General features: G+C 72.4%; 14 protein-coding genes, 3 tRNA genes and 2 pseudogenes. 7 read left to right on the forward strand and 12 right to left on the reverse strand.

Going from position 1 to position 12466, the window contains the following annotated elements:
• Positions 1–87, forward strand: a pseudogene (locus ACWDR0_RS10570) (tryptophan 2,3-dioxygenase); the annotation flags it as partial.
• A gap of 7 nt (positions 88–94) precedes the next feature.
• Here the strand turns inward: ACWDR0_RS10570 and ACWDR0_RS10575 are convergent.
• The 8 genes and pseudogenes from ACWDR0_RS10575 to ACWDR0_RS10610 all read right to left on the reverse strand — a co-directional run.
• Positions 95–586: pseudogene (locus ACWDR0_RS10575) on the reverse strand (FAD-binding protein); the annotation flags it as partial.
• A gap of 46 nt (positions 587–632) precedes the next feature.
• A complete protein-coding gene (locus tag ACWDR0_RS10580; RefSeq protein WP_456351362.1) occupies positions 633–2084 on the reverse strand; it encodes a DHA2 family efflux MFS transporter permease subunit in 1452 nt (483 codons plus the stop codon).
• Positions 2085–2429: 345 nt separating this feature from the next.
• Positions 2430–2990, reverse strand: coding sequence for a TetR/AcrR family transcriptional regulator (locus ACWDR0_RS10585; RefSeq protein WP_456351268.1), 561 nt, complete (start codon positions 2988–2990; stop codon positions 2430–2432).
• 263 nt (positions 2991–3253) lie between these two features.
• The gene (locus tag ACWDR0_RS10590; protein ID WP_456351269.1) at positions 3254–3682 is read right to left on the reverse strand and encodes a MaoC family dehydratase; all 429 of its coding nucleotides are present in this window, start codon (positions 3680–3682) and stop codon (positions 3254–3256) included.
• A complete protein-coding gene (locus ACWDR0_RS10595; RefSeq protein WP_456351270.1) occupies positions 3682–4134 on the reverse strand; it encodes an FAS1-like dehydratase domain-containing protein in 453 nt (150 codons plus the stop codon). The genes ACWDR0_RS10590 and ACWDR0_RS10595 overlap by 1 nt, the downstream gene beginning before the upstream one ends.
• Before the next feature lie 238 nt (positions 4135–4372).
• Entirely contained in the window at positions 4373–4537 is a 165-nt protein-coding gene (gene rpmG / locus ACWDR0_RS10600) for a 50S ribosomal protein L33 (RefSeq protein WP_003956487.1), read from the reverse strand.
• 90 nt (positions 4538–4627) lie between these two features.
• Positions 4628–4700, reverse strand: a tRNA-Met gene (locus tag ACWDR0_RS10605).
• Between the two features lie 47 nt (positions 4701–4747).
• Positions 4748–4820: transfer RNA gene (locus tag ACWDR0_RS10610), tRNA-Thr, on the reverse strand.
• A 507-nt stretch (positions 4821–5327) separates the two neighbouring features.
• On the opposite strand from ACWDR0_RS10610, the gene ACWDR0_RS10615 reads away from it, so the two are divergent.
• From ACWDR0_RS10615 to ACWDR0_RS10625, 3 genes are all read left to right on the forward strand, one after another.
• Positions 5328–6548: an amidohydrolase family protein gene (locus ACWDR0_RS10615; protein WP_456351271.1), complete on the forward strand. Its 1221-nt coding sequence runs from the start codon at positions 5328–5330 to the stop codon at positions 6546–6548.
• Positions 6549–6774: 226 nt separating this feature from the next.
• Entirely contained in the window at positions 6775–7431 is a 657-nt protein-coding gene (locus tag ACWDR0_RS10620) for an NAD(P)H-binding protein (protein ID WP_456351272.1), read from the forward strand.
• A gap of 169 nt (positions 7432–7600) precedes the next feature.
• Entirely contained in the window at positions 7601–8140 is a 540-nt protein-coding gene (locus tag ACWDR0_RS10625) for a GyrI-like domain-containing protein (RefSeq protein ID WP_456351273.1), read from the forward strand.
• A gap of 57 nt (positions 8141–8197) precedes the next feature.
• Here the strand turns inward: ACWDR0_RS10625 and ACWDR0_RS10630 are convergent.
• Positions 8198–8279, reverse strand: a tRNA-Tyr gene (locus ACWDR0_RS10630).
• Positions 8280–8487: 208 nt separating this feature from the next.
• Between ACWDR0_RS10630 and ACWDR0_RS10635 the strand changes: the two genes are divergently transcribed.
• The 3 genes from ACWDR0_RS10635 (at position 8488) to ACWDR0_RS10645 (ending at position 10587) form a co-directional block, all read left to right on the forward strand.
• Positions 8488–8976, forward strand: coding sequence for a YajQ family cyclic di-GMP-binding protein (locus tag ACWDR0_RS10635; RefSeq protein WP_456351274.1), 489 nt, complete (start codon positions 8488–8490; stop codon positions 8974–8976).
• 217 nt (positions 8977–9193) lie between these two features.
• Entirely contained in the window at positions 9194–9751 is a 558-nt protein-coding gene (locus tag ACWDR0_RS10640) for a methylated-DNA--[protein]-cysteine S-methyltransferase (RefSeq protein ID WP_456351275.1), read from the forward strand.
• Between the two features lie 119 nt (positions 9752–9870).
• The gene (locus ACWDR0_RS10645) at positions 9871–10587 is read left to right on the forward strand and encodes an alpha-ketoglutarate-dependent dioxygenase AlkB family protein (protein WP_456351276.1); all 717 of its coding nucleotides are present in this window, start codon (positions 9871–9873) and stop codon (positions 10585–10587) included.
• 110 nt (positions 10588–10697) lie between these two features.
• Here ACWDR0_RS10645 and ACWDR0_RS10650 read toward each other — a convergent pair whose 3' ends face one another.
• From ACWDR0_RS10650 to htpX, 3 genes are all read right to left on the reverse strand, one after another.
• A complete protein-coding gene (locus ACWDR0_RS10650) occupies positions 10698–10964 on the reverse strand; it encodes a GlsB/YeaQ/YmgE family stress response membrane protein (protein WP_456351277.1) in 267 nt (88 codons plus the stop codon).
• Between the two features lie 242 nt (positions 10965–11206).
• Complete coding sequence (locus ACWDR0_RS10655; protein WP_456351278.1) at positions 11207–11599, reverse strand: YccF domain-containing protein; 393 nt, start codon at positions 11597–11599, stop codon at positions 11207–11209.
• The gene (gene htpX, locus ACWDR0_RS10660; protein WP_456351279.1) at positions 11596–12453 is read right to left on the reverse strand and encodes a zinc metalloprotease HtpX; all 858 of its coding nucleotides are present in this window, start codon (positions 12451–12453) and stop codon (positions 11596–11598) included. Before htpX ends, ACWDR0_RS10655 begins: the two co-directional genes overlap by 4 nt.
• Between the last annotated feature and the right edge of the window lie 13 nt (positions 12454–12466).

The raw sequence follows: 12466 nt of genomic DNA on the forward strand, positions 1-12466 counted from the left end.
GGCGGCTCCGCCGGAGTGGCCTGGCTGGAGAAGCGGGCCCGCCGGAACGTCTTCCCCGAGCTGTGGACGGCGCGCAGCCATGTCTGAGATCTCCGAAGAGGCTGTGGCGGTACGAGAAGCCGCACTCGGCGTTGCTGAGGGTGACGGTCTCGCCGCGGTGCCGGTCGTAAGCGACGACCTCGGTGACGGTGCTGGCGACCTCCTGGCCGTACGCGCCGACGTTCTGGACCGGGGTGGCCCCGGCGGAGCCCGGAATGCCCGCCAGGCACTCGATACCGGCCAGCCCGGCGGCCACGGTCCGGGCGACCGCGTCGGTCCACACCTCGCCGGCCGCGAGTTCGAGGGCGGTGCCGTCGAGCCGGAATCCGGTGGTGGCGATCCGCAGGGCGGTGCCGTCGAACCCCTTGTCGCCGATGACCAGATTGCTGCCGCCGCCGATCAGGAGCAGGGGCGTCCCGGCGCTGTCCGCCTCGCGCACCGCGGCGACCACCTCGTCGTCGGTGGTCGCCGTGAGAAGCCGGGTGGCGGGACCGCCGAGCCGGAAGGTGGTCAGGGGGGCGAGGGGGGCATCGTGAAGTTCCTGCACGCGGACAAGGGTACGGAACGGGGGCCGGGGCGCCGCGCCGCCGGGCTCAGACCGCGGTCCGCGCCCGTTCGCGGGCCGCCGCGTCCTTCTCGGCTTCTGCCTCCGTCTCCGCGTCCGTCTCGGCTTCCGTCTCGGCTTCCGTCTTCGGGACGGGGGCCGCGGCGCCCCGGCCGCCCGGGATCAGCAGCGCGGTGGCCGCCGCGACGGCCACCACCCCCGCGCCGATCCACAGCGCCGGGACGATGCCGTCCACGAACATCCGGGGCGACCCGTAGCCGCCGCGGGCCGCGAATACCGCGCCCAGGACGGCGATCCCCAGCGCGCCGCCGACCTCTCGCAGCGCGTTGTTGGCGCCGGACGCCATGCCCTGCTCGGCGGGACCGACGCTGGACATCACCACACTGGCGGCGGGCGCGAAGAAGAGCGCCATGCCGATCCCGCTGACGATCAGCGCGGGGAGCTGGGCCGGGTAGCTCACTCCGGGCTCCAGGACCAGGGCGTACAGCCCGAGCCCGAGCGCCTGGAGGGCGAGTCCGGCGGCGACCACGGGCCGGCCGCCGATCCGGTCGGAGAGGATGCCCGCCAGGGGTGCGACGAGCAGCGGCATCGCGGTCCACGGCAGCATCCGGAGCCCGGCCTCGGTCGGCGAGTAGCCGACGACGCCCTGGAGGAACTGGCTGAGCAGGAAGATGGAACCGAACATCCCCAGGTACATCAGGGCGGACGCCGCGTTGATCCCGGCGAAGCCGCGGTCGCGGAAGAGCCGCATGGGGAGGATGGGGTGGGCGGCGGCCGTGCCGTGCCGGACGAAGGCGGCGAGCAGCAGGGTGCCGGCGGTCAGGGAGCCCAGGACGGGGAGGCTGGTCCAGCCGTCCGTATGACCGTTGATCAGTCCGTAGACGATGCCGAAGAGGCCGCCGCTGGCGAGGAGCGTGCCGACGGCGTCGAGCCGGGCGTCCGGCGCGTAGGACTCGGCCAGCCGGAGCCGGGCGAGCACCAGCAGCGCGACTCCGACGGGGACGTTCAGCCAGAAGATCCACTGCCAGGAGAGATGCTCGGTGAGGGCACCGCCGACGAGGGGGCCGCCGGCGACGGCGAGGCCGTTGGCGGCGCCGAAGATGCCGAGCATGGCGCCGCGGCGGGCCGGGGGCACCGCGGCGGTCAGCAGGGTCATGGTGAGGGGCATCATCACGGCCCCGCCGACGCCCTGGAGGGCGCGGGCCGCGATCAGGGCGCCGATGCCGGAGGCGAGGGCGGCGGCGGCCGACGCGGCGGTGAAGACGGCGAGGCCCGCCATGAAGAGCCGGCGCCGTCCGAAGCGGTCGCCGAGCGCGGCGCCGAAGAGCAGCAGTACGGCGAAGGTGAGGGTGTAGGCGCTCACGGTCCATTCGAGTTCGGCGAGTCCGCCGCCGAGGTCGGCACGGATGGCGGGCAGCGCCGTGGTGACGACGAGATTGTCCAGCGAGGCCATGAATCCGGCGGTGCAGGTGATCAGCAGGGTCCAGCCGGCCCCGCCCCGCGCGCCGCCGACCGGGGCACCGCCGGCCCGGGCGGTGTGCCGGTGGGGGTTCCGGGCCTGCCGGACGCTCCGGCCCGGGTGGTCCCGGTGGTCGGTGTGGTCGGGGTGCCTGCGCGGGCCCCGGCCGGTCCGGCCGCGGCGCCCGTCCGACGGGTCGTGGTGCTGTGTGTGCGCCGTGTGCTTCACGGTCGCCCCCCTACTTTCCGTTCGGCGAGGTGCCCCTCGCAGTTTTATTAGTAATTGCTCACTAACTTTTTGGCTCATGGATCGCCCCGGACCGGCACACCGGCGGAGGGGAGCCCTCCGCGCCCCTCCCCCGCCCGGCTACTCCCCGGCGGAGCCGGGCCGCATGGCGAAGTAGTCGCGCCAGACCCGGTGGTCGCCGGGGAAGCCCATGGCCACCAGGACGTTGATCAGCATTCCGTAGCTCATAAACCGGCCGACGACCTCTCCGTCGCCGCCCAGGGCGCCGCTCGCCAGATCCCAGATCTCCAGCCAGCTCCGCCGTACGGTCTCACCGAACTCGGTGTCGCCCGCGGCCTCCGCGGTCGCCACCGCCACATAGACCTGCATCTGCATCAGCAGCTTCTCGCGGTCGCCGATCAGCCGGAAGTACGCGGCGGCCATCACGCTCTCGGGGTCGCCGTCGGGCGACTCCTCCAGGGCGTCGGCGAAGACCGCGGCCATGTCCTCCATGCAGCGCCGGGTGGCGGCGAGGAACAGCTCCCGCTTGTTCTTGTACAGCCGGAAGAGATACGGCTGGGAGACCCCGACCCGCCGGGCGATCGCCTCGGTCGACGTGCCGTTGTACCCGCCGGTGGCGAACTCGGTGATCGCCGCCCTGACGACGCTCTCGCGCCGCTCCTCCGCGCTCATCCTGACCATGGAGAGAAAGTTAGTGACCTATTACTAACTCGTCAACCCCTGGCATGCACCGGGTTCCGTGCGGAGCCCGTACGGCGTCCGTACGGGCTCGGGCTCCGTCCCGCACGGCGGAGCGGCGGCCGGGCATACGCGAGGGGCGCCCTTCCTGAGGAGAGCGCCCCTCGCCCTGCCGACGGCCGTATCCGCTCCCGCCCCGGACGGGGCCGGAGCGAACCCACTCGAATCGAATCGAATCGAATCGCCCCGGCTCGGCTCGGCTCGGCTCAGGCCAGCCTGACGACCGCGCGGGCCATGCCCAGAACCTTGTTCCCGTCGCTGACCACGGTCAGGTCGACCCGGACCGCGTTCTCCTCCAGCAGGGCCCCGACCTTCCCGGCGACCTCGATCAGCGCGCCCTTCTCGTCGTTGGGCACCACGACCGGCTTGGTGAACCGGACCGAGTAGTCCACGACCGCGCCCGGATCCCCGGCCCAGTCCGTCACTACGCGGATCGCCTCGGCCATGGTGAACATTCCGTGGGCGATCACATCCGGGAGCCCGACCTCGCGGGCGAACTTCTCGTTCCAGTGGATCGGGTTGAAGTCGCCGGACGCGCCCGCGTACTGCACCAGCACCGCCCGGTCCACCGGGAAGGTACGGGCCGGCAGTTCGGTTCCGACCTCGACGTCCGCAAAGGAGATCTTCGCCGCCATCACGCCTCCTCGGCGCCGCGCGCCACCAGCTTGGTCCACGCGGTCACCACGTGCTCACCCGCCGCGTCGTGCACCTCGCCGCGGATGTCGAGCACCTCGTTGCCCGCCATGGACTTGATGCTCTCGATCGTGGAGACGACGGAGAGCCGGTCCCCGGCCCGTACCGGCCTGGTGTACGCGAACCGCTGCGCTCCGTGCACCACACGGCTGTAGTCGAGACCGAGCTGCGGGTCGCGCACCACCTCGCCCGCGGCCCGGTAGGTGATCGCGAAGGCGAAGGTCGGCGGGGCGATCACATCGGCGTGGCCGAGCGCCCGGGCGGCCTCCGGATCCGTGTACACGGGATTGGCGTCCCCGACGGCGTCCGCGAATTCGCGGATCTTTTCCCGGCCGACCTCATAGGGCGGGGTGGGGGGATAACTCCGCCCCACGAAGGACTGGTCGAGCGCCATCGGCTGGCTCTCCCTCCTGAAAGGATCTGCCGCGAATGATCGTGCAGCCGCCGGCCGCGGCAGTCGGCCGCCGGCGGTCCAATGATCGCGCCCCGTTCCGGGCCCGGCGGCGCGGGGGTGTTCCGCACGCACCCGCCGGATTCCCGGCACACGCTTCTCCGGGTTTCTCCGGCACGCGATGATCAAAAACGACACGAGGCCGCCCCCGGACGGGGACGGCCTCGTGTACGAGCCTGGTTCAGCGCGTTTCGCGGTGCGCCGTGTGCGAGTTGCAGCGCGGGCAGTGCTTCTTCATCTCCAGTCGGTCCGGGTTGTTGCGCCGGTTCTTCTTGGTGATGTAGTTCCGCTCCTTGCACTCCACGCAGGCCAGCGTGATCTTCGGGCGGACGTCGGTGGCAGCCACGTGAGTGCTCCTTGGACGGATGGGCAGTTATTACAAACGCATGAAAGAGTAGCCGATCGAAGGACCAAACCCGCAATCGGCTACTTTCTGTAGCGGTGACCGGACTTGAACCGGTGACACAGCGATTATGAGCCGCTTGCTCTACCGACTGAGCTACACCGCTTCGATACCGGATTCCCCCACCCTGCGGGTGAGGGTCTCCGACATCAGAGCCCCAATACGGAATCGAACCGTAGACCTTCTCCTTACCATGGAGACGCTCTACCGACTGAGCTATTGGGGCGAGCGATGAAGACATTACACGGTCGGTCGCCGTTCACCCAAATCCGTTTCGCCACCCCGTCCGCGCGCCGGTTCCGGATCATGCGCCGTCCCCTGCCGCACGGGCGCCGCGGGCGCCGCCGGACGCCGTTTTCCGGGCGCGCCGCACCCCTGGGAACAGCCGCCCGAGCCCCCCGAAACGGCCTTCCCGCGGGCCCGCGCACGCCTTGCCGTGCCGCCCGGCAGCAGGGCCGGGCGGCAGGCCCTGCCGCCCCGGCACCCCACCGTGCCGGGCGCGCCGGCCGGGCCCGCGCACCGCGCCACCCCCGTCCCGTAGGCCACACGTGGCCACGCCGGTACGACTATTCCGCTCCTCCTCGAAGCGGGCCCCCGCCGCCCCTAGGCTCGAAGCGCACTGCGTGATCTTCCCTGTGCCCGGCCCGTTCGGCTTCGCCGGTTCCCGCGCCCGGCCCGATCCACAGGAGATCCCCAGGGGCCCGACTTCACCCGCACTGCACAGGAGCGCGCCATGCCCGACAGCCAGCCGCGGCCTCCCGACGGCGCGCCCGCCGACTCCTCCGCCCTGCTGCTCTGCGGCGCCCGGCTCACCGACGGCCGCACGGTCGACGTCCGGCTCGGCGGCGGGCGGATCGAAGCGGTCGGCACGGCCGGCAGCCTCGCGCCGTACTGCGCCCGGGTCGACCTCGGCGGCTATCTGCTGCTGCCCGCGCCCGCCGAACCCCACGGCCACGGCGACACCGCCCTGACCGCCGACGCGCCCGGCCCCGTCTCGTACGAACCCGACGACGTGCAGCGACGGGCCACCGAGGCCGCGCTGCTCCAGCTCGGCCACGGGGCGACGGCCCTCCGCTCCCATGTACGCATCGGGGACGTCCAGGGGCTGGGGCCGCTGGAGGCGGTGCTCCAGGCGCGCCGCTCGCTGCGCGGGCTGACGGATCTGACGGCGGTGGCCGTACCCCGGCTGCTGACCGGGCTCGCGGGCGCGGACGGGCTGGCGATGCTGCGGGACGCGGTCAAGATGGGCGCCGCGGTGGTGGGCGGCTGCCCGGACGCCGATCCGGACCCGGCGGGCTATGTGGAGGCACTGCTGGAGGTCGCCGCCGAACACGGCTGCCCGGTCGATCTGCACACCCGCGGCGACGACCCGGCCCGGCTGGCCCGGCTGGCGGCCATGGCGGGCGGGGTACGGCCCGGGGTGACGATCGCGCCCTGCGCCGGACTCGCCCATCTGCCCCACGAGGTCGCCGCCCGGGCCGCGGACCAGCTGGCGGCGGCCGGGGTCACCGTGGTCTGCCTCCCGCAGGGCGGCTGCGGGGCGATGGAACAGCGGGGCAGCGCCCCCGTCCGGCTGCTGCGGGCGGCCGGGGTGCGGGTGGCGGCGGGCAGCGGGGCGCTGCGGGACGTCTCCAACCCGGTGGGCCGGGGCGATCCGCTGGAGGCGGCCTATCTGCTGGCGTCCCGGGACGGGCTGCGGGCCGAGGACGCGTACACGGCGGTGGCCGCGGCCGCGCGGGAGGCGATGGGCCTGCCCGAGGTCCGGGTGGAAGCGGGCTTCCCCGCCGAGCTGCTGGCGGTGCGCGGGGAACGGATCTCGGGCGTGCTCTCCCTCGCGTACAGCAGGATCGTGATCCACCGGGGCCGGGTGGTGGCCCGCACCAGCGCCGTACGCGAGTACTGCGACTCGGCGGTGGCGGTCGCGCTGGAACTCCCGCGCCAGGGCCGCCCGTAGGGCCGCCCTCGCGCTCCGGACCGACGGCCCCGCTCTCCGGCCGTGGCATACCGACGGCCCCTGCGCGGCGGGGGCGCATTCGGGCGGGACACCCGTGCCGCCGGGCCGGGTTACCGGCCCCTCGGCGGCGGGCGCACGTACTGCCGGCCGCGGGACGGTCACCCGGGGCGGTGACGGGGTGCCCGCGGCCGGGCGGGTGAGGGGCTTCCGGCGTACGGTCGTGTCCATGCGCATTGTGATCGCTGGAGGACACGGTCAGATCGCCCTGCGGCTGGAGCGGCTGCTCTCGGCGGGCGGGCACGAGGCGGTGGGCGTCATCCGCTCCCCGGGGCAGGCCGGCGCCCTGCGGGAGGCCGGCGCCGAACCGGTCGTCCTGGACCTGGAGTCGGCCGGAGTCGACGAGGTGGCCGGGGTGCTGCGGGGCGCCGATGCCGCGGTGTTCGCGGCGGGGGCCGGACCGGGCAGCGGGATCCCCCGCAAGGACACGGTCGACCGCGCCGCCGCCGTGCTCTTCGCGGACGCGGCCGTACGGGCCGGGGTACGCCGCTATGTGGTGGTCTCGTCCATGCGCGCGGACGCCGGACACCCGGGCGACGGCGTGTTCGACGCCTATCTGCGGGCCAAGGGGGCCGCGGACGACGACATCCGGGCCCGGGACGGCCTCGACTGGACGATCCTGCGTCCGGGAGCGCTGACCGACGACGCCGGGACCGGCCTGGTCCGGCTGGCGGCTTCGACGGGTCGGGGGCCGGTGACCCGGGACGATGTCGCGGCGGTCCTCGCGGAACTGCTCGACACCCCGGCGACGGCCGGGCTGACCCTGGAGCTGATCGGCGGCTCGGTGCCGGTCGCCGTTGCCGTACGGGACATCGCGGGCAACTGATCCCGCCCGCTCCCGCCGCCGGCCCCTCTGCCGGGCCCCTCCGCACGGGTCCGCTCACGGGCCCGGCCCGGGCCGCGCGGCACACCGGGTCCGGGTCCACAGATCACCCGCTCCGTCCGCTCACGGGCCGTGGGCGATGAGTCCACGGCCCCCGGGAGGTCCACCCTTCATGAACTCCGACACCAACACCCCCGCCGGGCCCGGATTCCGGCCCGAGATCACCGACCGCCCGGAGCGCGGCTACGCCGCCGTCCGCGGTTCGGTGCGCATGGACCACTTCGCGGTGATCGCCGACCGCCTCGGGGAGGTCATCGGCTGGGCGGCCGCGCAGGGCGCCGAGTTCGCCGGGGCGCCCTTCTTCCGCTTCCGTACGGTCGACATGGCCGGGGAATCCGATGTCGAGGCCGGTATCCCGCTCGCCTCCTTGGTGACCCCCGAGGGCGACATCCGGACCGGCACCCTCCCCGCGGGCCGGTACGCCACCGTCGTCCACACGGGCCACCCCGACCGCCTCTTCGACACCATCACCGCCCTGCGCGCCTGGGCCGACCGCGAGGGCCTGACCTGGGACATGACCCCGCTGGAGGGCGGCGCGGAGCGCTGGGGCTGCCGGCTGGAGTCCTATCTCACCGATCCGCGGGTGGAGCCCGACATGGACAAGTGGCAGATCGAACTCTCCTTCCGCCTGGCAGCCACCCCCTCGCCCTGACCAGCAGAAACGCAAGCACCCCCGTCCGGAAAAACCGAACGGGGGTGCTTCTTCACGTGGCGGCGCCAGGATTCGAACCTGGGTAGGCTAAGCCGACGGATTTACAGTCCGCTCCCATTGGCCACTCGGGCACACCGCCATGGGAATCGCCGACTCTCCGGAGAGAACCGTGGAAGACCGCTGTCGTGCGGTGTTCCGTTGCGACGTCGTAAACGATACCCGATGCGCGGGGGTGCTCCGCCACCGGATTGATCAGTCGTCGGGGCGGGGGCAGCCCGTAGGCTTGCCCGCGTGGTCCGGGAGCCGGGCCGCGTGATTCCGCATCTCGATACAAGGAGCCACAGCACATGGCCGACTCCAGTTTCGACATCGTCTCGAAGGTCGAGCGGCAGGAGGTCGACAACGCCCTCAACCAGGCCGCCAAGGAGATCTCCCAGCGCTACGACTTCAAGAATGTCGGAGCGTCCATCTCCTGGTCGGGCGAGAAGATCCTGATGCAGGCGAACTCGGAGGAGCGGGTCTCCGCGATCCTCGATGTGTTCCAGTCGAAGCTGATCAAGCGGGGTATCTCGCTGAAGTCGCTGGACGCGGGCGAGCCCCAGCTGTCGGGCAAGGAGTACAAGATCTTCGCGTCCATCGAGGAGGGCATCAGCCAGGAGAACGCGAAGAAGGTCGCGAAGATCATCCGCGATGAGGGCCCGAAGGGCATCAAGGCGCAGGTGCAGGGCGACGAGTTGCGGGTCAGCTCGAAGAGCCGGGACGACCTCCAGGCCGTGATCGCGCTGCTCAAGGGCCAGGACTTCGAGTTCGCGCTCCAGTTCGTCAACTACCGCTGAACCGCCCGGCCGGGGCGTCCGGCCGCCGGGAGGCCGTCCGCCCCGACCTGCCGGGGCGGACGCCGGACACGGCTTGTACGGGCGGGCTCCGGCGGCGGGAGACGGGTGGCGCGGGGCCTCCGGCGTGATGTCCGAATCCCGCCAGCACGCTGCGCCGGGGAGGCGCAGACTCGGAGACGTACAGCAGTCATGGACACTCCGAGGAGAGGACCGAACCATGGTCGTCACCACCACGGCCGCCGCACCGTCCGCCGGCGCGGCCACGACCGTTCCCAGGGTCTGGACGACCGTCGCCGGGCCGCTCGGCGAGATGCTGCTGGTCGGTGTGGAGTCCGCCGGTGCGCCCGGGGGGACCGCGCTGGTCTCGCTCTCCCTGCCGGGGCAGAAGGGGGCCTCGACCGTACGGGAGGGCTGGCGGCACGAGCCGGCCGCCTTTACGGAGATCGCCGCGCAGCTGGCCGCCTACTTCGCGGGCGAGCTGACCCGCTTCACCCTCGAATACGCCGACGAGGGAACCGACTTCCAGCGCCGGGTGTGGCGGGAGGTGGACGCCGTTCCGCACGGAGCCACCACCACCTACGGCGAGATCGCCCGGCGGATCGGCGCCCCGGGGGCGGCCGTACGCGCGGTGGGCACCGCGATCGGACGCAACCCGCTGCTGATCGTCCGGCCCTGTCACCGGGTCGTCGGATCGGACGGCGGGCTGCGCGGATACGCGGCGGGGCTGGAGCGCAAGGAACACCTCCTGGTGCTTGAGGGCGCGCCGCTGTCATGAGCGCGCGGGCCGGGGACGGACGGGCCGGGGACGGACGGAGACCCGGAGGTCCGGCCCGTGGTGTCGTCAGAGGGTCGGGCGCCGGGGAGACCGGGGAGCTCTTTCCCCGGGAGGCCTCGGTGGTCGCGCCCGGGGCGGTGCATGTGCCGGGGTGGCTGCCGCCGGAGCACCGGCGGCAGTTGGTCGAGGCGTGCCGCGGCTGGGCCCGCGGGCCGGTGCCGCTGCGGCACACCGTGCTTCCCGGCGGCGGGGTGATGTCGGTGCGGACGGTGTGTCTCGGCTGGCACTGGCAGCCCTACCGCTACAGCCGTACCGCGGACGATGTGAACGGGGCCCGGGTCGCCGGTCTGCCGGAGTGGCTGGTGGAGTTGGGCCGGGCGGCGCTGGAGGCGGCGTACGGCGTGGCTGCGGACGAGGTGGACGGCGCGGACGGGCCGGGGCACGGAGGCCCGGGTGGCGGCCGGCCCGAGGGCGCCTGGCCCATGGGGGTGCGGGCCGCCGACTACACCCCGGACACGGCGCTCATCAACTACTACGACGGTGCCGCCCGGATGGGCATGCACCAGGACCGGGAGGAGCGCTCGGGCGCTCCGGTGGTCTCCCTGAGCATCGGTGACCGCTGTCTCTTCCGGCTGGGCAATACCGAGAACCGGGGTCGGCCCTATACGGATGTGGAGCTGGCTTCCGGAGACCTCTTCGTCTTCGGCGGCCCTTCGCGGTTCGCGTACCACGGGGTGCCGAAGGTGTATCCGGGGACGGGTGATCCCGCATGCGGGCTGCGGACGGGGCGGCTGAACATCACCCTGCGGGAGACGGGCCTACGGGAGCAGGTCTGACGGATCCGGGGTGAAGCGGGGCCGACCGGGGCGGGGGCGCGGACGCGGCCGATACGCATACGGCTGGACCGGGCCCGGCCGCCAGGCGCCCTGTCCGGGCCCGTGGGGCGTCAGCGGCGGGAGTTGCCGAAGAGCAGCCGGTAGCCGATCAGCAGCACCAGGGAGCCGCCTATCGCGGCTATCCAGGTCGGGCCGTCGAAGAACTGCTTGCTGATGGACCGGTCGAAGAACTCGGCCGCGATCCAGCCGCCCAGGGAGGCGCCGGCGACACCGATCAGGGTGGTGATGATCAGTCCGCCCGGGTCACGGCCCGGGAGCAGCAGCTTGGCTATGGCTCCGGCGAGCAGCCCGAGGACGATCCAGCCGAGAACGCTCATGCTGTGAACTTCCTTCCGTCCGTAGGTCGCGCCCCGGTTGTGGCGGCGCGGTTGCGCGGTCTCTCGCAGGCGATGACGCCGGGGGTCCGGCGGGGAGTTGCGAGCGGTCGGTCGAGTGGGACGCGTCTGTTACATCCCGGTCAACGCCGACCTGACCTGCTTCTATCCCGAAGACGGATGAATACACCCGTTCGAGTGACGAAGAAGGGAGCGGTTCCGGGCGGGCGGGCCCGCCGGAGCCGTCAGCGGACGCCGAAGGGCTGGTCGGTCGGGACGATCTCCTTGCCCAGTGGCATCAGGGAGACCGGGATCAGCTTGAAGTTCGCCAGGCCCAGCGGGATGCCGATGATGGTGAGGCAGAGGACGACGCCGGTGACGATATGCCCCAGGGCCAGCCACCAGCCGGCCAGGACCAGCCAGAGCACGTTCCCGATGCACGAGGGCGCGCCCGCGTCACGGCGGTCGACGACGGTGTGGCCGAAGGGCCAGAGGGCGTAGACGCCGATCCGGAAGGCCGCGATACCGAACGGGATACCGATGATCGTGATGCAGAGCAGGACGCCCGCCAGCAGATAGCCGAGAAACATCCAGAAGCCGCAGAGTATGAGCCAGATGATGTTCAGGACGGTTTTCATCGCTGCCTACCTGCCATCTCTTCGAGTCGGGCGATGCGCTCGGCCATGGGCGGATGCGTGGAGAAGAGCTTGGCGCCCCGGCCCGGGCGGAACGGGTTGGCGATCATCATGTGGCTCGCGGTCTCCAGCCGGGGCTCGGGGGGCAGCGGGAGCTGCTTCGTCCCGGCGTCCAGCTTGCGCAGGGCGCTGGCGAGCGCGAGGGGATCGCCGGTGAGCTGGGCCCCGGAGGCGTCCGCCTCGTACTCCCGGGAGCGGCTGACGGCGAGCTGGATGATCGCGGCCGCCACCGGGCCGAGGATCATGATCAGCAGCATGCCGAGCAGGCCGGGGCCGTCGTCGTCGGAGCGGCCGACGGGGATCAGCCAGGCGAAGTTCACCAGGAACATCACGACGGAGGCGAGGGCTCCGGCGACCGACGAGATCAGGATGTCGCGGTTGTAGACATGGCTGAGCTCATGGCCGATGACACCGCGCAGCTCGCGCTCGTCGAGGATCTGGAGGATGCCCTCCGTACAGCAGACGGCGGCGTTGCGCGGGTTGCGGCCGGTCGCGAAGGCGTTCGGGGCCTGCGTCGGGGAGATGTACAGCCGCGGCATGGGCTGGCGGGCCGCCGTCGACAGCTCGCGGACCATGCGGTAGAGCGCGGGGGCCTCGAATTCGCTGACGGGCCGGGCGCGCATGGCGCGCAGGGCCAGTTTGTCGCTGTTCCAGTAGGCGTACGCATTGGTGGCGAGCGCCACGAAGAGCGCGACGATCAGTCCCGTACGGCCGAAGAAACTGCCGATGACGAGGATGAGTGCGGACAGTCCGCCGAGGAGTACGGCGGTCTTCAGCCCGTTGTGCCGGCGGTGCACGGTACGCCCTCCA

Source organism: Streptomyces sp. NPDC003691, assembly GCF_053981115.1.